We start from the raw sequence: 18,061 nt of genomic DNA, 5'->3' as shown, positions 1-18,061 counted from the left end.
GGTCGAGAGCTCGGCCAGCGGTGGATCGGGCGCGCGGCCATCAAGCGTTCGCCTCGAGGCGATAGCGCGAGGCGCCGCTCTCGCCGACGCGCATGATCGCGTGGCCCTTCTTGCGCAGCCCGGTCAGGGCCGCCCGCGTCGTGTGTGGCAGCCAGCCCGTGGCGGCCATGAGGTCGTCGATATTGGCACCGTCCTCGCGCCGGAGTAGGTCGAGCACCAGCGACTGCTTCGTGCCGGTGCGCTGGACCGGCGACTCGGCGGCAGCGGTGGCGGGTTCTGGCTCTGCAGTGCTTTCCGTGCCGGTCTTCGAAGTACCCGGCGTCGCCTCCGGCTGCTCTGCAGCGATGACCGCGCGGCCGGCATCGGTGATGATGACGCCGATGTGGCGATCGCCCTGTTCGCGCCACGCCTTGGCCGTGTCGGCCATCTCGCACTCGCTGGCGAAGGTCCGCTTGATCAGCGCGGTCACCGCGCGGCGGATGCGTGCCGCCTGCTCGCCGAGCGTGGCCGGTGGCGGCAGCAGGCTGCCATCCTCACGCTGGCAGGCGGTGGCGAGAAGGATGAGCTGCATGTCGGTGAGCTTGCTGGTCATTATGTCGTCTCCGGCGGGAGGACCGGCACCCTCGCCGCCTCCCACCAGCTATAGCCCCGCCGGTCGACCGATCGGGGCCCGGCAGCCGGCACCGCCGTGCCGCCTGCGACTCACGAGCACAGCAATGCTCGGTTCCACGGCCAAGTCGAATGGAATGTCAGAAGCCGCCGCAAAGCTGGATATGGACTTCGCGGGCGTGCGCTCGCTTCGTGCCGCCATGGCCGAAGCAGACCTCACCGCCCCGCATGACGATCTCGTCCGGCAGCTATTCTACTTGCTCACCGCGCGGTTTGAAAGACGGTGCCGTCGCAGCGGCAGAGGGTCAGGCGCCTGGTTCGGATCCCGCAAGGCGCATCGCACTGGCCAACCGGCTACGCTCGATTGCCGAGGAGGTCAGCATCCTCACCGACGCCGTCATCGCACTTGCCGGCGAGCAGTCGGCATAGGACGTTCACGCTGATCGCGGACGTTCCGCATTCAGGAGCATTCTGGGTAGAATGCGGACGCGCATTTATGGTGGAAAGCGGCACGGCCGATTTGGAGCGGGTAGCTGCAAAGTTGCTCGTTCGTTCATTTTAGGGATGGCGGTACGGCGTCCTCCAAAGGCGAACCAGGCCCCAAAGGGGCGTCCTCGCCTCCACTGACTACGCTATCGGCGGCAGTGGCGACACGGGCGCCAGCCCGCAGCATCTCCGGCCAGTTCTCGCGCACCAGGGCGTGCACGAGCTGCTCGCCTCGTCGGGAAAGCCGCTCGATCCACTCGATCGGCATGGCGGAGAAATTGGTAGGGTATCCTGCCACCTCCTCGCAGCGGACGAGATCGTCGGGTGGGTAGCGCAGGCTGGCGTCGCGCTGGCCCAGATAGGGCAGGAGGAAGCCCTTCAGTTCCCCCCCGCGTAATAGGTCGTAGAGCCGCGTCGTGGCGAGGTTCTGCGCCCTGGCGAAGACGCTCTCGAACGCCGCGTTCATGCGCGATAGCATGGTCGACGCGGGATCGGCCACGTCCAGCGCGTAGCCGGCCCTGCAGGCGATGATCCGCTCGTGGCTGCCCGTGTCGAGACTGATCGTCGGGTCACGGCCCGGCCAGAACGGCGCGAGGCCGAGATTGTCGTACACGCCGCCGTCGGTCAGCGTGACGCGGTGTCGTTCTGCACGTCCCTTCTTCTCGAACGACATGTTGGACTCGATGGCCGGCAGCGCGGCCGGGTAGGCGGCGGACGCGGCGACGGCATCGGCGAGCTCAACGCCCTCTGAACTGGACGAGCCGTAGCGCCAGCAGTGGAGACGCTCCGACGTGAAGTAAAAGGCGGCCTTCGCCCTCAGTTCGCATGCCACGATCACGAGACGGGGTCGGTCGGACCGCAGGTCGGTCAGCTTGGCTCCGGCGAACACCTTGCTGAAGGTGCGCTTCAGGATGGTCGTCCGGCTGGAGGCGCGCAGCACGGGAGACTTGCTCAGCCACCTCCAGGTCGGACGCGTGCGGACTGCGGCAAGCACACGGCGCACGACGAAGGCGGCGGTCCTATCTACGGCGAGGAGAAGCCGGGTTCCGATTGCCCGCAGTCCCTCGTCAGTGGTGAGCGCAGTGCGAACGGCGGGACGGAGGAAGCCTTCCGACAGCACCTCGCGCACTCGGCGGTCGAAGGCGGCGAAGTCGCCGGGGTGGCTGCAGTATATGCCGGCGAGAACGCTGCCGCCGGAGACCGCGGACATGGTCGAGACGCGCTGCAGGATCCCGAGGTCGTGGAGCGCCCGCAGGCAGCCGAGATGGAACGCCATCGCGCGCGAGCCGCCACCGGACAGGGCGAGCGCAATCCGTTCCTCCGGCTGTTTCCTCCAATCAGCCATCGGCATGGGCGACCACTCCTTCGATCTGTCCGCGATCCTGCCAGGCCGTTCGCAGCCACGTCTCCTCCCGTCCGCATATCAGCATCGCGTAGGGCGCGCCCGCGGGGTCCAGCTGCCTGCGCAGGTAGGAGAAGACGCCCTCGTCGTCATGGCTCGGCCGCGCGGCTGCGCCGTCTGGATGGCTGTGCCACTCGCCGACGTACCGCAACCGTCCAGCCGTCGCCCCGGCGAGATCGTCGACGAGGGGGCGCAGGTCCTGGGCTCCACGGACGAAGTAGGTCGGCGCCTGCCTCGAATCGGGCGGCGCCGGCAGCGCCGCGACAACGTGCAGGACGTTCCGCACGAGATCGAACGTGCCGATCAAGATGCCGCCGGTCTCGTCCGGCGCCGCCTTCCGGCGGTACGACCTCATGGCTCCGATCACGCCTGCCGATATTGATACGCGTAGCGTGTCGGATCCGAACCGGGACGTGGACTGCACCTCCAGGCGGATTGGCAGCACCGCCCCGGTGTCCGGATCCAGTCGCCACACCCATACCGATGGCCCGCCGTCTTCGAGAAGCGATGGCAGCCGACCGGCGGCCAGCCCGCTGAGCATGTGGACCTGCCACGGCGGCAGGGGACGGGAGAGGTCCTGACATGCGTTGGCGTATCGGATACGGTCGGTGCGGGCTGCCGCGAGGTGCCCTTCCAGCTCCGGGCACGCCGCGACCGCGAGGAAGTACTGCGCCTCGATCTCGTCCAGCAGGACGGTGCGGCCGGTCCCCTCGTCTAACACGACGAGGTCGGACCCGTCCGGCCCGAAGAAGAAGCTAGCCGCGCGGCCGAGGTCCTGGTCGGCAAGGTGCCCGACGACGGCGGGCGAGGCGCTGAAGTCGACGACGAGGTCCGCTTCCCGCATCGAAGTCGCGATCCGCTCCGTCTCCGCGCCGCCGTGCAGCACGTCGGCCATGACGGGAGTGTTCCCGTCTTCAGCAAGTATGGCGTCGGCCTCGAAGGCGAGCACCTGCGCCTTGGCATGACCTACCGCCCAGTCGGTCTGCGTCTGGCGGACCGTGTTGTGCGGCAGGACGTCGTCGTCGTCGACGATCGTCCAGCTGCCGAGCCCCGCACGCGTCGCGTTGACGATCACGTTGGATCCGATCGCGCCGGCGCCGATCGCGACCAGCCTGGCATCGGCGGTGCGCTTCGATCCGGCGAACTGTCGCGCCGTTGCCCGATCGAGCCGCTGCACGATTCGCCAGCTGAGCAGCAGGACGGTCTTGAGGTCGACCGGTTCGACGGTTCCCGCGAGTGCGACGCCGGTCTTCGGTCCGCCCTCGTCCTCGTAGGTCGACGTGATCCCGAGCTTCTCGCCCAATCGTGCCAGCGTCTCGGAAGACGTGTACACCCACGCCTCCCAGCTCTCGTCTTCGCCCTCCTCGGTGCGGCGCTTCGGAACGACGAGCAGAAACAGCGCTCTGCGCGCCGACGCCGATGCCAGTCGCTCCGGTTCCGTGAGCCATGCCCGCAGTTCGGCCATGAGGTCGAACCGGAGCGTCGCGGCGAGCTCGACGAGCCCGGCCATCTCGAAGGGGCGGCTGGCAAGCGCTCCATGCACCTGGGACGGCAGCACGCGCTGGAAGACGTCAAAAAGGAGGTCCTTGGCTGCCTTCCGCTCCCGGGACATGATGAGCGTCATCCGTCCCCGTCGTTCCTGCGCCTTCTCAATGAACCAGGGCCCGACGAATGTGCCCGGCGGGAAGACGATCGTATCGGAGGTGGTCGCGATGAGAGGCTCCAGGGCCTGGTCGCCCGCATGCAGACTGCCGTCGGCCATTCCTGCGAACCACCATCTGATCCGCTCGACGAGCGCCTGCCCCGTCAGGTTGCGAGACAGGTCGTGCCATCCCTCCTCCCAGATGCACAGGCACACGCCGTCGACCTCGTGGTCGAGGTTAGTGTGGACTTGCCCCGACGGAAAGTCGTCGCGCAGCGATAGCACGCGGGGAGCGACGAGATCGTCAGCCGACGCGAACACGATGCGGACGGGCTCGCGGTGCAGGATCGGTACCGTCCGATCCTGCGCGACGTCGATCTCCAGCTCGAGATCGACCACCTCCCGTTCTCCGTCGCGATGCACCTCCCGTATCGTCGCGTACGGATGGTCGACCGAGTCGCGCACGTATTGGACCACGGCACGCGCCAGCCTGGATCGTGGCGCGTCCTCGCCGCTCACCTGTGTCGCCCCGCCCTCGGGGCCGCACCGCCCAGGACGGTCGCCGCGCCAGCGGCCGCGATCTTTCTCGGCTTGGAGCCGGTCGCGCCGATCTCGATCACGAGCGGCTTGGGCTTGGTCTTGCTGGGATGCTCCATGGTGACGAGCCACTCTCCGCCGAGGTCGCGGGCGACGTCCTTGTAGTAGTTGGCCGCCTGCCGATGGGGCGGCTGCTTATCGTCGTCATCCGTCGGGATGGGCCTGCTGGTTGAGACGAGAAGTCCGCCCGGCTGCCCCTGCTCCTCGTAGAGCCACTTGAGCCTGTCGACGGGAACGGTCTTGTCCTTGCCTTTGTCGTCAGCGAGCGACAGGTACGAGCAATGGTGGGGGACGTTGTTGATGTCCCACTCTAGCCGGTGGTCGTTCTTGTGGTACCTGGTGATGCGGACGATGTCGTCGATCACCTCGTGCGGGACGTCGGCCGACAGGATCATCTTCGTCGTTCGGCCGCCGACGACGAATGTCGCCTGCATAAAGATTGCCGAGCCGTTGCGGTACTCCACGGAATCGCCGCAGGTCTCGGCGAACGGCGAGTGCACGAAGAACTCTACGCCGTCGTGGCTAAGATTGAACTCCGGGCAGAGCGTTCCGGCGTCGCTGATCAGGTTGCGGCGCGTCTTCGGATCGATATTGCGATCGATCAAGAACTGGTCCAGCTTCTCCGGCCGGCCGAAGACCCGAATGCCTTTGCCTTCGACGAAGCGATGCCTGGCCTCGGTACGCAGCGTGCGGGCTTGACCCTTGACGCCTTCCTCCAGGATGGCGGTGGCGGGGACCCACATCGTCTCGATCTTGATGCGGTCGCCGCCCTGGTACTTCTTGGCGTGCTCGAGGTGGAAGACCTCCTTGGCCCTGGCGCAATGATCCGTGTCCAAGTGCGTGAACGCAACGACGTCGATCGATTTGGCGCCATCAAGGCAGTCTCGCAGCTCCTTCTCCAGATCGCAGCGTAGATCGTACTGGTCGTCCGGGTTTCGCATATCCGCAAAGTCGAACAGCGCGCGCCTTCCGTTCTCTAATTCGATCAGACAGGTGTCGGCGTTGCCGATGGGGAAAAAGCGAACAACGTGCATGCCCATCTCCTGGCGGCACGGGTCAGCCGCTGGCGCGAACATAAGTCGAACGGAGCCCAAATCCAAGCCAGATCAGGATAGTCGTGCAGCAGAGGTTTCTGCCTGCGTCAGGCAATTCATCGCTGCCTTCCGCCATGACGTGCGGCCATTTCGGAGGCGATCTGCCGCCTGCGCAGGCTCCAAAGTACTGAGGACCCCGGAGCTGCCGGCCTTCAGAGGCTTGCGGATATTGGGCTGCGCGAGTTCAACGCCCAACTCTACATCGTGCAAGCCAAGGACCAGGGCTGAGCCGAGCGGGTCGTTAAACAAGCATCAAGCAGGGTCAAGCCGACATGATGCCTCCTCTGGTCGGGCCAAACGGGAGAGAGCTGAACCACGACGGAGCGGCCGTTGGACTAAGATGAACGAGTGGCTGCTTCTGAGAAGCAGCTAATCGACTCCGAGCGACCGGAACTGGGTCAACGACGAGGCCCTAAAGCATCGATGATCCGGCACTTACCGATTGTTCCACCCTGGCATGATGCTAGCAGCCCCGATAGTTCCGCGCGAAGCGCAGTTAGATCGGCAATCTTCCGGTCAATTTCGTCAAGGTGCTGTTGGGCCATCACGTCAACCGACGCGCAATCACCGGCCTCGTCACTGGCGAGACCGAGCAGCGCGCGGACCTGATCGAGAGGAAAGCCTAGGTCACGCGCGCGCCGGATGAAGCTCAACTGCGCCAACGCCCTCGCGTCATAGGCGCGGTAGTTTCCTGCGGTCCGTAAAGGAGCTGGAATCAACCCTTCCTTCTCATACCAGCGGATCGTTTCAACCTTGGTGTCAGTGGCGCGCGCAAGGTCGCCAATCCGAAGTTCATTCATCGCTTGACCCTGTAGTGGCTTCAGGGTGCATAGGGCTGTCCACCTTTCCCGTCGAGGATCAGATGGACGACTGTTGTAGCGCCAAGAGCGAGACGCTGAACGTGCTGGCGCAAGGCGATCAGCGGCGCGTGCTCATTATCGTCATGGTGGTGAACATCGTCATGTTCGCTGCCGAGTTCGGCTTCGGCCTGATTGCGCGATCGAGCGCGATGATGGCCGATTCCGTCGATATGCTCGGCGACGCGATCGTCTATGGCCTGAGCCTCTACGCGCTCGGGCAGGGCGAACGCTGGCAGGTCGGCGCGGCGCTCGCGAAGGGCGGGCTGATCCTCGCCTTCGGCATCGGCGTCCTGATCGAAACCGTCTTCAAGGTGGCGGAAGGCGTCACGCCGTCCAGCAACATCATGTTGGTGGTCACGTCGATCGCGCTCGCCGCCAACCTCGGCTGTCTCGCGCTGCTGTGGCGCTTCCGCCGCCTCAACGTGAACATGGCGAGCACCTTCGAGTGCTCGCGAAACGACGTGATCGCCAATGTCGGCGTCCTCGTCGCGGCCGGACTGGTAGCGTGGTCGGGGAAGGGCTGGCCGGATATCGTCGCCGGCGTCGTCATCGCGCTCCTGTTCCTGCGTTCCGCGACCCATGTGCTGCGGTCGGCGTGGCCGGTGTGGCGCGGCAAGGGCGGCGAGGTCGAGTTCGACTGATGCGCCGCCTGCTATTGCCGATCCTGCTGCTGGCGACGCCGGCGTTCGCTCAGGTCCAGGGTCCGCCGCTCACGGTGGACGCGGCGGTCGATCTCGCACGGGCGTCCAGCCCGACCGCCGCAGCGGCGGCGGCAGCGATCGACGCCGCCTCGGCCGCACGACGCGCCGCGAGGCTCCGCCCCAATCCGACGGCCTCGGTCGACGTCGAGAATGTCGGCGGGAGCCGCGCCTATGACATCGTGGAAGCGCCGAACCAGACGGTCAGCCTGGCCTATCCGATCGAGCTGGGCGGGAAGCGCGCGGCGCGGATCGGCGTGGCCGAAGCGCAGGGCGCGCGCGCGGCGATCGACCGCGCCAGCGTCGATGCCGAGCTGCGGCTTGCCGTGACGCGCGCCTATGGCGATGCGCTCGCGGCCGATCGCCGGCTCGCAAACGCGCGCGAGCAGGCGCGGATCGCGGCGGACGGTCTTCACGCTGCACAGGTCCGCGTCGAGGCGGGTCGTGCCTCACCGCTCGAAGAAAGCCGCGCCGGCGTGGTTCGTAACAACGCCGGTGTAGCAGTCGAGCAGGCGGCCCGGCTCGCCTCGGCGGCACGGGCAACGCTCGTGCTGCTGATCGGTCAGCCGGCCTTAGGGCCGCTTGATGCGGCCTGGTTCGACCGCATTGCGGGCGATGTGCCAGTGCAGAGGTCGGGTGCGCTGGCCGTCGCGGCTTCACGTGCCGATGTCGCGACCGCGGCGGCGCAAGAGCGGCTGGCGCGATCCCAGCGCGTCCCCGACGTGACGGTCAGCGCCGGCGTGCGCCGCGTGCCGATGGTCGGCTCCAGCGCTGCGGTGATCGGCCTCTCGGTGCCGCTGCCCCTGTTCAACAACGGTTCCGCGGCGCTCGCGCAGGTGCGGGCTGAACGCACCCGGGCCGAAGCACTCGCGCGTACGGCGGAATTGGAAGCCGATCGGGCGGTGATCGCGGCCGAAGCCGAGCGCGACAACGCCGCCAGCGCCGCGCGCGCCACCAACGGACCGACGCTCGCCACCGCACAGGAAGCGGCGCGCATCGCCAACATCGGCTATCGCGAAGGCAAGTTCGGTCAGCTCGATCTCATCGATGCGGAGCGCGCGCTGGCGGAAACCCGCGCCGCGGCGATCGACGCGCTCGCCGCCTACCATGACGCGCAAGCCCGGCTCGACCGGCTCACAACCCCCTATGAGGAAACACGCAAGTGAAGCGGCATTGGCTGGGGGCGGCGGTGCCGCTGTTGATGGTGGTGGCGGTCGGCGGCTGCGGCAAACAAGCCGCCGAAGCGCCGAAGGAAGCGGCCGGCGAGGACAAGCCGAAGGCGGCCGATGGCACGGTCACGCTGTCGGCCGCGCAAATCGCGACGGGCGGGATCGAGCTGGTGCGCCCGACTATCGGCGAGGGGGGCGGCACGATCGAGCTGCCCGCCACGATCGACGGTGATCCGCAAGGAACACAGGTCGTCTCGGCCGCGATCGGCGGGCGCGTCGTCGCACTCAACCGCAACCTCGGACAAAGCGTGGCGGCGGGAACGCCGCTGGCGGTGATCGAGAGTCGCGAGGCGGCGCAGCTCAAGGGCGAGGTCGAGGCGACGCGCGCCCGGCTGGCGCTGGCGAACAGCAATCTCGCGCGCGAGCAGCGCCTGTTCGATCAGCGCGTTTCGCCCGAACAGGACCTCATCGCGGCACGCACAGCCGCGATCGAGGCCAGGATTGCCTACCGGCAGGCGAGCGGCCAGGTGGCCGCCGCTGGCGGGGGTGGCGGCTCCCTCAATCGCATCGCGATCGTCTCGCCGATCGCCGGCCAGGTAATCGCGCGAACCGCGGTGCTGGGCCAGACGGTCGCGGCCGATGCAGAACTCTATCGAGTGGCCCGCCTGGGCCGGGTATCGCTTACGCTCAACCTGTCGCCGGCGGACGCTGGTCGCGTTAGGCCCGGCGCGCATGTCGTCGTCACGGCGTCGGGGCGGCAAGCCGCCGCCAGGATTGACTTCGTGTCGCCCGCGCTCGATCCCGATACCAAGCTCGTCGCCGCCATCGCGACGCTCGACAACCGCGCCGGGCTATGGCGGGTCGGCGAGCCGGTCACAGTCGCCGTTGACCTCGCCGGGAGCGGCAACGGGTCGGCAATCCGGATACCATCGACCGCGCTCCAGACCGTCGACGGCAAGACGGTCGTGTTCGTCCGGACGCCGCAGGGCTTCAAGGCGGTGCCGGTGACGCTTGGACAACACGCTGGCGACGCGGTGATCGTCGCGAGCGGCCTGTCCGGTCGCGAGCAGGTCGCGGCCGGGAACAGCTTCACCTTGAAGTCGGCGCTCGGCGCGATCGCGGACGAAGATTGATGATCGGCCGTATCGTCACCTGGGCGGTCGAGCGCCGCTGGCTCGTCCTCCTGTTCACCGCCATCGCGGCCGTGATCGGCGCATTGTCGTTGCCGAAGCTGCCGATCGACGCCGTGCCCGATATCACCAACAACCAGGTCCAGGTGAACGTGCGCGCGCCGGCGCTGTCGCCGGAGCTGATCGAGAAGCAGGTCGCGTTTCCGATCGAAACGGCGCTGGCCGGCATCCCCGGCCTCGAAAGCACCCGCTCGCTAAGCCGCAACGGCTTCGCGCAGGTGACGGCGGTGTTCTCCGACCGCACCGACATCTACTTCGCCCGCCAGCAGGTCCAGGAGCGCCTTACCGGCGCGCAGGAGACTTTGCCGGCAGGCGTGGTGCCGGCGATGGGGCCGATCGCGACCGGCCTCGGCGAGGTCTATGTATGGACGCTGCGCTACGCCGAACGCGCACACGATCGGCATAAGCCCGGCGAGCCGGGGCTACAGCCGGACGGGAGCTACATCACCCCCGAGGGCGACCGTCTCGTCGGCGAAGCCGATAAGGCGACGTATCTGCACACCGTCCAAGACTGGATCGTTGCCCCGCAGGTGAAGGGGGTCGAGGGTGTCGCCGGTATCGACTCCTTGGGCGGCTACGAACGCGAATATCTCGTCGTGCCCGACGTCCAGAAGCTCGCCGCGCTTCATCTGTCGCTCGCCGATCTCGCGACCGCGCTGGAGCGTGCGAACGTCGCGGTTGGCGGTGGGACGGTCGACCGCAACGGCGAGGGGCTGGCGGTGCGTGCCGATGCGCGGATCGCCAGCCTGGCGCAGCTCCGTCAGGCGGTGATCGCGACCCGCGAGGGCACGCCGATCCCTCTCTCCCACGTCGCGGACGTCCGGCTCGGCCAAGGCGTCCGCATGGGCTCGGCCTCGGAAGGGGGGCATGAGGTCGTGACCGGCACCGCCATCATGCGGATCGGCGAGAACAGCCGCACCGTCTCATCGGGTGTCGGTGCGAAGCTCAAGACGATCGAGCCGTCGCTACCGCCGGACGTGGTGATCGAGCCGGTGCTGGACCGCACCCGGCTCGTCGATGCGACCATCGTCACCGTGGCGCGCAACCTCGCGGAAGGGGCGGCGCTGGTGATCGTCGTCCTGTTCGTGCTGCTCGGCAACTGGCGGGCGGCGCTGATCGCCGCTGCGGTGATCCCGATCGCCATGCTGTTGACGGCGTTCGGCATGGGCCGACTCGGCGTGTCGGCGAACCTCATGAGCCTCGGCGCGCTCGACTTCGGGCTGATCGTCGACGGCGCCGTCATCATCGTCGAGAACGCGCTGCGCCGGATCGCGGAGCGCGAGGAGGTGGATGGCGGGCAGCTCGGCAAGCCGGAACGGCTGGCGCTGGTCGCCGACGCCGCGCGCGAGATGATCCGGCCCTCGGTCTACGGGCAGGCGATCGTCATGCTGGTGTATCTGCCGCTGCTGACCTTCTCGGGGGTGGAGGGCAAGACGTTCGAGCCGATGGCTCTGACCGTGCTGCTGGCGCTCGCGTTCGCGTTCGTGCTGTCGCTGACCTTCGTACCCGCGGCCATCGCGACGTGGATCGCGCGCTCCGGTCACACCGGCGAGAACCGCATCATCGGCTGGCTGCATCGCCGCTACGAACCGGGATTAGATCGCGCGCTGCGCCGGCCCCGAGCGACGATCGGTGTCGCGATCGGCGCGATGGCGATCGGCGCCGCGGCCTTCACGACGCTCGGTCAGGAGTTCCTGCCCCAGCTCGACGAGGGCGACGTGTTGGTGTCGGCGTTCCGGGTGCCCGGCACATCGATCGAGCAGAGCCAGCGGATGCAGTTCCAGATCGAGCGAGCTTTGGCCGGGATGCCCGAGATCAAGACCGTGTTCTCGCGCACCGGCACCGCCGAGATCGCGTCCGATCCGATGCCGCCCAACGCGACGGACACCTTCATCATGATGAAGGACCGGCGCGAGTGGCCCGACCCATCGGAAGGCAAGGCGGAGGTGGTCGAGCGGATCGAGCAGCGCCTGGCCAGTGTCCCCGGCCACGCCTATGAAGTGACGCAGCCGATCCAGATGCGGTTCAACGAGCTGATCGCCGGCGTCCGCTCGGACGTCGCGGTCAAGGTGTTCGGCGACGACTTTGCCAGCATGAACGCGACTGCGGCGAAGGTCGCGGCCGTGCTGCGCCGGACGCCCGGCGCGGAGGACGTCAAGGTCGAGCAGACCGAAGGGCTGCCGATGCTCGACGTCGCGTTGAAGCGCGATGCCGCGGCCCGGCTCGGTGTCACCGCCCAGGACGTCGCCGACACGGTGTCGGCCGCGGTGGGCGGCAAGGAGAGCGGCCAAATCTATGAGGGCGATCGGCGCTTCCCGATCGTCGTCCGCCTGTCGGATGCCGCCCGGGCCAACCTCGACACGCTCGGACAGACGCCGGTCCCGACACCTCAGGGCGCCTCGGTCCCGCTCGGGAGCGTCGCCGATATCGGAATCACGGACGGGCCGAACCAGATCAGCCGCGAGAACGGCAAGCGCCGCGTGGTGGTCCAGGCCAACGTCCGCGGCCACGACGTGGCGAGCGTCGTAGCGGACGCACAAGCCGCGATCGGCCGCGACGTGCGATTGCCCACCGGCGAGTATCTGCAATGGGGCGGGCAGTTCGAGAACCTGGCCTCGGCACGCGCGCGGCTGATGCTGGTCGTGCCGGCGTGCTTCGCCGTGATCCTGCTGCTGCTCTACGGAGCGCTCGGCAGCGTCCGCGACGCGGCGCTGGTGTTTACCGGCGTGCCGCTCGCCCTGGTAGGCGGCGTGCTGGCGCTGGTGCTGCGCGGGCTGCCGTTCTCGATTTCGGCCGCGGTCGGGTTCATCGCGCTCTCCGGCATTGCCGTCCTCAACGGCCTCGTCATGTTGAGTGCCATTCAGGAGCTGGTGCGCGATGGCTGGGATCGTGCCGCAGCTGCACGGCAAGGCGCCTTGCTGCGCCTTCGGCCGGTAGCCCTGACGGCACTGGTCGCTAGCCTCGGTTTCGTGCCGATGGCACTGGGTCACGGTGCCGGGGCGGAGGTCCAGAAGCCGCTCGCGACGGTGGTCATAGGCGGGCTCGTCTCTGCGACGCTGCTTACGCTGTTCGTTCTACCGACCCTCTACGCCCGAATTGGCCTTGTCTCGCGTCAATCTGAACGAATGTCCGCTTCCGAGAGCGAGAAACTTGCCCCTGAATGACCGCATCTGGGTCTTCGCTGCTGCGGGCCGAAGCCGATCCGGCCGTGGACATCACATAACCGGGCGGTCATGCTTCTAAATCACTCTTAAGCACACTCGGTAGTTGGATCGGGCGAACGCGTGTGAGGGTCTTGTGGCTGACGTTTTTCTCCATGGCACTGTGCATGAGGCTCGGGATGACCTTCAAGCCGCCATTCGATCGGAGCCGAGCGTGCTGTTGCTGTGGGAAGGGCTGACGCCTCTCGGCCGAAACGAGTTCATCTGCTGGGTTGATGACGCCAAGCAGAGCGCAACCCGCCAGCGACGCATCGCGCGAACCCGTGAGGAACTGCTCGAAGGAAAGAAGCGGCCGTGCTGCTGGGCAGGTTGCATTCATCGAACCGATAAAGCGCCGAGCCGATGGCAACAGGCTGTCCTAATCGACCGCAAGAGCAAGACCTCGCCCGCAAGCTGACGGCACGCCGTTCGCCGGTGCCCCGCGCTTGGAGAAGCAAGACGATGATCACGGTATGGGGCGGACAGACCTCGCGATCGATCCGGGCCGTCTGGGTGTTGGAGGAGATGGAGCTACCTTACAGCGTGCGGCACGTGGACATGCTGGCCGCGGAGAAGGATCCGGCGTGGCTCGCCGTCAATCCCGGCGACTTCCTGCCCGCGATCGAGGACGGCGAAGTCACTATGGTCGAGTCCGTGGCGATAATGGAGTATCTGATGGGCCGCTATGGGCCCACGCCGCTGCAGCCCTCGCCTGACGATCCGGCCTTCCCCACCTACAAGCAGTTCCTCCACATGGGCGAAGCGGGCCTGGCGACTTTGATGATGGTCCCGCTGGTGAGCGGGTTCATCGCGCCCGAGGCGGAACGGGACAATTGGGGCGCCCGCTGGGCGCGCGCGTGCGTCGAGCGACGGCTGTTGCTCGTAAGGCGGCAGCTCGCGGGCGCGCCCTATATGGCCGGTGATAGTTTAACGGCCGCCGACATCTCTGTGACCTACGCGCTGGACCTGGGCGCGAACCACGCCGGGTTCGTCCTCAGCGATGCCGAACAGGCCTACCTCGCCCGCACCACGGCCCGCGATGCCTACAAGCGCGCGTTCTACCGTTCGCACGAGGCCGTGGCAGCGTAGACCAGCAAAGGTGATCGATTGATCGATTACCTTGGGCTCCGAACCGCCGCGTCTTCAGCTGAACGGATGGCCAGAGTTGGGAAGCACTCAAGTCGCGTTGAACGACCGAGCTTGGGTCTATTTGAAGTCATCAAGGAGCCTTTTGCCCATCCTGGTCCCGCATTTCGACCGATTTGATCAGCAAACAGTCGGGCGTGCCGGCTTAGCGCCGCGACGGCTGGGGTAGGCCGAACGCTCGTCCGTGAGGAACGGGCGGTCCGTCAGCGCCTCCAGGAAGGCGATCAGCGCCGGCCGATCTGCCGGGTCGCTGCCCGGATGGGCCGCAAGCGCGGCGTCCAGGGTCGCGGCCGAGCCGTCGTGCAACCACGGGCCGGTCACGGACATTGCGCAGCGAGGGCGTGCGGAAGGCGCCGTCATCGTCGCTGCGGCCGGTGATCTCGCCGGCGCCCCGGTCCGTGGCGGAGGTCGGCAGCAACCGGTGGAACCGCCCGTCGGTATAATCATGGCCCGCGTGGCACGAGGCGCATTTCGCCGCGAAGATCGCGGCGCCCACGGCGGGGGCCGCGCCCCGATCGGCCGGCGCGTCGAACGAGACCATCGTCCGCTCGAAGGCTGCGAGCGCCATCGCCACGCTCGCCTGATCGATGCGGCCGCCGGTGCCGGGGAAGGCGGCCCTGAACAGGCGGCGGTAGCAGGCGTCCCGCCCCAACCGACGGGCAAGATCCGGACTATCCACGGCCATGCCCATCTCGATCGGGGTCTTGCCGGTTAACGGGATCGCGGCCTGCGCCTCCAGCGAGGAAGGACGTGGATCACCCCAGGTCAGCACCCGCCGCCACGCGACGTTGGCGAGGCCGGGCACGTTGCGCCGCCCGGGATCGCCATGGACGCCGGCATGGGTGCGGTTGCCATCGGCGAAGCCGCGATGCTGTTCGTGGCAGGTCGAACAGGCCATCGTTCCGTCGATCGACAGGTCGGCATCGTAGAAAAGCCGGTGGCCGAGCGCCACTTTCGCCGCGCTCATCGCATTGTCCGCGGGCACGGACGGCGCGCTTATCCCGACGGGCAACGACCATTGCCAGGATGGCGCGGCGGCGGCGAGGATGCCGCCTGCCACCAGCGCCAGCGCGATCCGCCTCACGGCACGCGGGCAACCATCAGCGGGAGCGTGGCCGAACCGTTGCCGGCCACCTGCAGGAGGTAGCGGCCGGGCTGCAGATCGAAATCGACCATCTTGCGGATGCCGCTGCAGTCCGGGCCATGACCGTGGGCCACCGAGGTCGCCGGCACCGTTCCGGACAGAACATCGATCCACGCGGCCGAGCCCAGCGCGACGCGATAGCGCCCGGCCGCCGGCACGGCGAAGGCGAACAGGCCGCCGCTACTGACCGAGCCGCCCGGCTTCTCGGGGCGCATGGCATAGGCCACCCTGGGCGTGGGAAGCAGTGTCGCGACCACGGCCTCGCCGACCGACAGCGGCGTCGCGGGCGCCGCCGACGCGCCGGCGCGAACCGGCGTCTGGCCGGACCAGCGCTCCAGTCCAGCCGGCAGCGGCGCCGGGGTGGCCGGGCAGGCGATCTGCGCGTGATCCATGCCCTCCATCGCCGGCGCAGGCGCCGCGGCGAGCAGCAGGGACAGCAGAACCGTTGCAGCCAAGGTCTTCTCCAATCCGGCAAGCTCTGTATATGGCGGGATATAGCCGATGAATAGCCTGCGACAGGGGCGTCGCGGCGACAAGGGGGATTCACATGCGCTATCTGCTTTCGGCCGTCAGTCTGCTCGCGCTCGCCACGCCAGCCATCGCACAGGATCGGACCGCGCCGTCGACCGACGGGAGGGGCGGGGACGCCGATACCAGTTTCGGCCTTGGCCAGATCATCGTGACGGCGCCGCGCCCGCAAGGCATCGCGATCGGCGGCGAGACGCTGGGGCAGGAGGCGATCTACACTTTCAACCGCAACAGCCTGGACGAGGCGGCGAGCATCATCCCCGGCGTGACCGCCTCCAACACCGGCGGTTCGCGCAACGAGCGGCTGATCTTCGTGCGCGGCTTCGATCGCTTCCAGGTGCCGCTGTCGATCGACGGCATCCGCGTCTATCTGCCCGCCGACAACCGGCTCGATTATGGCCGCTTCCTGACCCCCGACATCGCCGAGATCCAGGTCGCGAAAGGCTATGCCTCGGTGCTGGACGGGCCGGGGGCGCTGGGCGGCGCCATCAATCTCGTCACCCGCAAGCCGACCAAGGCCCTGGAGACCGAGGCGCGCGGTACGCTCAACCTCGATCGCGATGTGGACTATGGCGGTTACAACGTCTTCGGGTTGCTCGGCACGAAGCAGGACAAGTTCTATGTGCAGGGTTCCTATACCCGCAACGTGCAGGATCATTGGGATCTGGCGGGCGGCTTCACCCCGACCGTGAACCAGAGTGCCGGCGCGCGCGACCTTTCCGCCACGCGCGACTGGCGGGTGAACGCCAAGGCCGGCTTCACGCCCAACGCCACCGACGAATATGCGATCAGCTATACCCGGCAGGAAGGCCGCAAGAACGCGCCGCTCAACGTGACGGACGATCTGCGCACGACCCCGCTGCCCGCCGGCTCCGCGCCGATCGTCCCCGGCTCGCCCACGCCGCGTTTCTGGAGCTGGCCCTACTGGAACATCGAGAGCCTCTATTGCCTCTCGACCACCGCGCTGGGCGACCAGGCGACGCTGAAGACCCGCGCGTACCGCAACGAGTTCAACAACCTGCTGCGCTCGTTCAACGATCGGACGCAGACCACCCAGACGCTTGGCCGTGCCTTCAACAGCTATTATGCGGACCGCGCTTATGGCGGATCGGCGCAGCTCGACGTGCAGCTCTTGCCCGAGGACCGCTTCAGCCTCGCTGCTTATTATCGCCGCGACAAGCATGTCGAGTATCAGCAGGGCTTCCCATCTGGTTTCACCGAGCCGCCGCAGGAGAATCTGGAGGATACATACAGCATCGCGGCCGAGAATCTGCTGGCGATCACGCCCGCGCTCAGCCTGACGCTCGGGACGAGCTACGACTGGCGCGACCTGAAGAAGGCGCAGGAATATGGCACGCCCCGCGGCGGTGGCGCGGCGCGCCTGTTCAGCTATCCGCTCGCCAATTCCTCCGCGTTCAACTGGCAGGGACGGCTGGAGTGGCGGCCCGAGGAGGGCACGACCCTGCACGCCAGTATATCCCGCCGCTCCCGCTTTCCGACCATCTTCGAGCGGTTCAGCACGCAGTTCGGCACCGCGGCGTCAAACCCCGGCCTCGATCCCGAGCGGGCGACCAATTACGAGATCGGCGGGACACGCGCGTTCGGCCCGATCGCGGTCGAGGCGGCCGCCTTCTACAGCGACATCAGCAAGGCGATCGTCTCGATCCGCCCCGCCGGTGCGCCGGCCGGCGTCAGCCAGCGCCAGAACCTTGGTGATGCCCGATATTACGGGGCCGAGCTTTCGGTGACGGCGCGGCTGGGTGCCACGCTGCTCCTCGGCGCGAACTATAGCTACATCCACCGTGACTTCGACATCCGCCAGCGCCCGGGCGTGATCCTGCCGCTCGCCTTCCAGCTGACCGACGTGCCCGGCCAAAAGGGCTTCGCTTATGCCGACTGGTCGCCCACGCCGAGGCTGCATGTCGTGCCGAGCATCGAGGCGGCGTCCAACCGCACCACGCTCGCCTCCACTACGCCGACACCGCCGGGCGTTCCTTTATACTACCGGACCGGCAGCTACGTGCAGGGCAATTTCCGCATCGACTATGAGATCGTCGACGGCATGCAGATCGGCATCGGCGGCCGCAACCTGTTCGACGATAACTACCAGCTCGTCGACGGTTTCCCCGAACCGGGCCGCAGCTTCTTCGCCAGCGTGCGGGCACGGTATTGAGCATGGCTCAGCGTGGGGGGCAAGGCGTCATCCTAGGTGGGCAGGGTGATCACGAGCGCATCCAGCTGCTTGAACTGCTCGCTCCACCCGCTCGTGCTGCCGGAGGCGATCGTATCATCAAGC

Annotated in this window: 15 protein-coding genes; 8 read left to right on the top strand and 7 right to left on the bottom strand. The window is 67.6% G+C overall.

The features are described from left to right. Positions 1-40 precede the first annotated feature (40 nt). Positions 41-592 carry a DUF3489 domain-containing protein gene (locus GNT64_RS01870; RefSeq protein WP_156677979.1) on the bottom strand — a complete coding sequence of 184 codons (552 nt, stop codon included), beginning with the start codon at positions 590-592 and terminating at the stop codon, positions 41-43. 245 nt (positions 593-837) lie between these two features. Here GNT64_RS01870 and GNT64_RS01865 point away from each other — a divergent pair, with 245 nt between their 5' ends. Continuing rightward, a complete protein-coding gene (locus GNT64_RS01865) occupies positions 838-1,038 on the top strand; it encodes a hypothetical protein (protein ID WP_156677978.1) in 201 nt (66 codons plus the stop codon). Positions 1,039-1,162: 124 nt separating this feature from the next. On the opposite strand, the gene GNT64_RS01860 is transcribed toward GNT64_RS01865, so the two are convergent. From GNT64_RS01860 to GNT64_RS01845, 4 genes are all read right to left on the bottom strand, one after another. Further along, positions 1,163-2,446: a patatin-like phospholipase family protein gene (locus GNT64_RS01860; protein ID WP_156677977.1), complete on the bottom strand. Its 1,284-nt coding sequence runs from the start codon at positions 2,444-2,446 to the stop codon at positions 1,163-1,165. Further along, complete coding sequence (locus GNT64_RS01855; RefSeq protein ID WP_156677976.1) at positions 2,433-4,658, bottom strand: Mov34/MPN/PAD-1 family protein; 2,226 nt, start codon at positions 4,656-4,658, stop codon at positions 2,433-2,435. The genes GNT64_RS01860 and GNT64_RS01855 overlap by 14 nt, the downstream gene beginning before the upstream one ends. Beyond that, complete coding sequence (locus tag GNT64_RS01850; protein WP_156677975.1) at positions 4,655-5,770, bottom strand: ComEC/Rec2 family competence protein; 1,116 nt, start codon at positions 5,768-5,770, stop codon at positions 4,655-4,657. Before GNT64_RS01850 ends, GNT64_RS01855 begins: the two co-directional genes overlap by 4 nt. Before the next feature lie 458 nt (positions 5,771-6,228). Then, positions 6,229-6,630 (bottom strand): MerR family transcriptional regulator, encoded by a 402-nt coding sequence (locus GNT64_RS01845; protein WP_156677974.1) that lies wholly within the window; start codon positions 6,628-6,630, stop codon positions 6,229-6,231. Positions 6,631-6,692: 62 nt separating this feature from the next. On the opposite strand from GNT64_RS01845, the gene GNT64_RS01840 reads away from it, so the two are divergent. The 6 genes from GNT64_RS01840 to GNT64_RS01815 all read left to right on the top strand — a co-directional run bounded on the left by GNT64_RS01840 (position 6,693) and on the right by GNT64_RS01815 (position 14,036). Further along, entirely contained in the window at positions 6,693-7,331 is a 639-nt protein-coding gene (locus GNT64_RS01840) for a cation efflux transmembrane domain-containing protein (RefSeq protein ID WP_156681365.1), read from the top strand. Continuing rightward, positions 7,331-8,554 (top strand): TolC family protein, encoded by a 1,224-nt coding sequence (locus GNT64_RS01835; protein ID WP_156677973.1) that lies wholly within the window; start codon positions 7,331-7,333, stop codon positions 8,552-8,554. Before GNT64_RS01840 ends, GNT64_RS01835 begins: the two co-directional genes overlap by 1 nt. 35 nt (positions 8,555-8,589) lie before the next feature. Beyond that, positions 8,590-9,690, top strand: a complete 1,101-nt coding sequence (locus tag GNT64_RS01830; RefSeq protein WP_422396646.1) for an efflux RND transporter periplasmic adaptor subunit — start codon at positions 8,590-8,592, stop codon at positions 9,688-9,690. After that, positions 9,690-12,911 carry an efflux RND transporter permease subunit gene (locus GNT64_RS01825; protein ID WP_156677971.1) on the top strand — a complete coding sequence of 1,074 codons (3,222 nt, stop codon included), beginning with the start codon at positions 9,690-9,692 and terminating at the stop codon, positions 12,909-12,911. The genes GNT64_RS01830 and GNT64_RS01825 overlap by 1 nt, the downstream gene beginning before the upstream one ends. A 133-nt stretch (positions 12,912-13,044) precedes the next feature. Next, positions 13,045-13,365, top strand: coding sequence for a YdeI/OmpD-associated family protein (locus tag GNT64_RS01820; RefSeq protein ID WP_156677970.1), 321 nt, complete (start codon positions 13,045-13,047; stop codon positions 13,363-13,365). Between the two features lie 44 nt (positions 13,366-13,409). After that, positions 13,410-14,036 carry a glutathione S-transferase family protein gene (locus tag GNT64_RS01815; RefSeq protein WP_156677969.1) on the top strand — a complete coding sequence of 209 codons (627 nt, stop codon included), beginning with the start codon at positions 13,410-13,412 and terminating at the stop codon, positions 14,034-14,036. 202 nt (positions 14,037-14,238) lie between these two features. Here GNT64_RS01815 and GNT64_RS01810 read toward each other — a convergent pair whose 3' ends face one another. Together GNT64_RS01810 and GNT64_RS01805 are read right to left on the bottom strand one after the other, a co-directional pair. Then, positions 14,239-15,177, bottom strand: coding sequence for a cytochrome-c peroxidase (locus GNT64_RS01810; protein ID WP_338420402.1), 939 nt, complete (start codon positions 15,175-15,177; stop codon positions 14,239-14,241). After that, entirely contained in the window at positions 15,174-15,704 is a 531-nt protein-coding gene (locus GNT64_RS01805) for a homogentisate 1,2-dioxygenase (RefSeq protein WP_231639180.1), read from the bottom strand. Before GNT64_RS01805 ends, GNT64_RS01810 begins: the two co-directional genes overlap by 4 nt. 80 nt (positions 15,705-15,784) lie before the next feature. Between GNT64_RS01805 and GNT64_RS01800 the strand changes: the two genes are divergently transcribed. After that, a complete protein-coding gene (locus tag GNT64_RS01800) occupies positions 15,785-17,938 on the top strand; it encodes a TonB-dependent receptor plug domain-containing protein (RefSeq protein WP_156677968.1) in 2,154 nt (717 codons plus the stop codon). Positions 17,939-18,061: the final 123 nt, after the last annotated feature.

Origin of the sequence: Sphingomonas profundi (assembly GCF_009739515.1) — a bacterium.
GTDB lineage: Bacteria > Pseudomonadota > Alphaproteobacteria > Sphingomonadales > Sphingomonadaceae > Alterirhizorhabdus > Alterirhizorhabdus profundi.
Note: the sequence above shows the minus strand (reverse complement) of the source record. Positions and strands in the feature narration are given on the sequence as shown.

What these genes read in the sequence shown, in the direction of transcription:
- GNT64_RS01870 (WP_156677979.1), bottom strand. Translation starts at nt 592, where the DNA reads ATGACCAGCAAGCTCACCGACATGCAGCTCATCCTTCTCGCCACCGCC.
- GNT64_RS01865 (WP_156677978.1), top strand. Translation starts at nt 838, where the DNA reads ATGACGATCTCGTCCGGCAGCTATTCTACTTGCTCACCGCGCGGTTTG.
- GNT64_RS01860 (WP_156677977.1), bottom strand. Translation starts at nt 2,446, where the DNA reads ATGCCGATGGCTGATTGGAGGAAACAGCCGGAGGAACGGATTGCGCTC.
- GNT64_RS01850 (WP_156677975.1), bottom strand. Translation starts at nt 5,770, where the DNA reads ATGCACGTTGTTCGCTTTTTCCCCATCGGCAACGCCGACACCTGTCTG.
- GNT64_RS01845 (WP_156677974.1), bottom strand. Translation starts at nt 6,630, where the DNA reads ATGAATGAACTTCGGATTGGCGACCTTGCGCGCGCCACTGACACCAAG.
- GNT64_RS01840 (WP_156681365.1), top strand. Translation starts at nt 6,693, where the DNA reads ATGGACGACTGTTGTAGCGCCAAGAGCGAGACGCTGAACGTGCTGGCG.
- GNT64_RS01835 (WP_156677973.1), top strand. Translation starts at nt 7,331, where the DNA reads ATGCGCCGCCTGCTATTGCCGATCCTGCTGCTGGCGACGCCGGCGTTC.
- GNT64_RS01830 (WP_422396646.1), top strand. Translation starts at nt 8,590, where the DNA reads ATGGTGGTGGCGGTCGGCGGCTGCGGCAAACAAGCCGCCGAAGCGCCG.
- GNT64_RS01825 (WP_156677971.1), top strand. Translation starts at nt 9,690, where the DNA reads ATGATCGGCCGTATCGTCACCTGGGCGGTCGAGCGCCGCTGGCTCGTC.
- GNT64_RS01815 (WP_156677969.1), top strand. Translation starts at nt 13,410, where the DNA reads ATGATCACGGTATGGGGCGGACAGACCTCGCGATCGATCCGGGCCGTC.
- GNT64_RS01800 (WP_156677968.1), top strand. Translation starts at nt 15,785, where the DNA reads ATGCGCTATCTGCTTTCGGCCGTCAGTCTGCTCGCGCTCGCCACGCCA.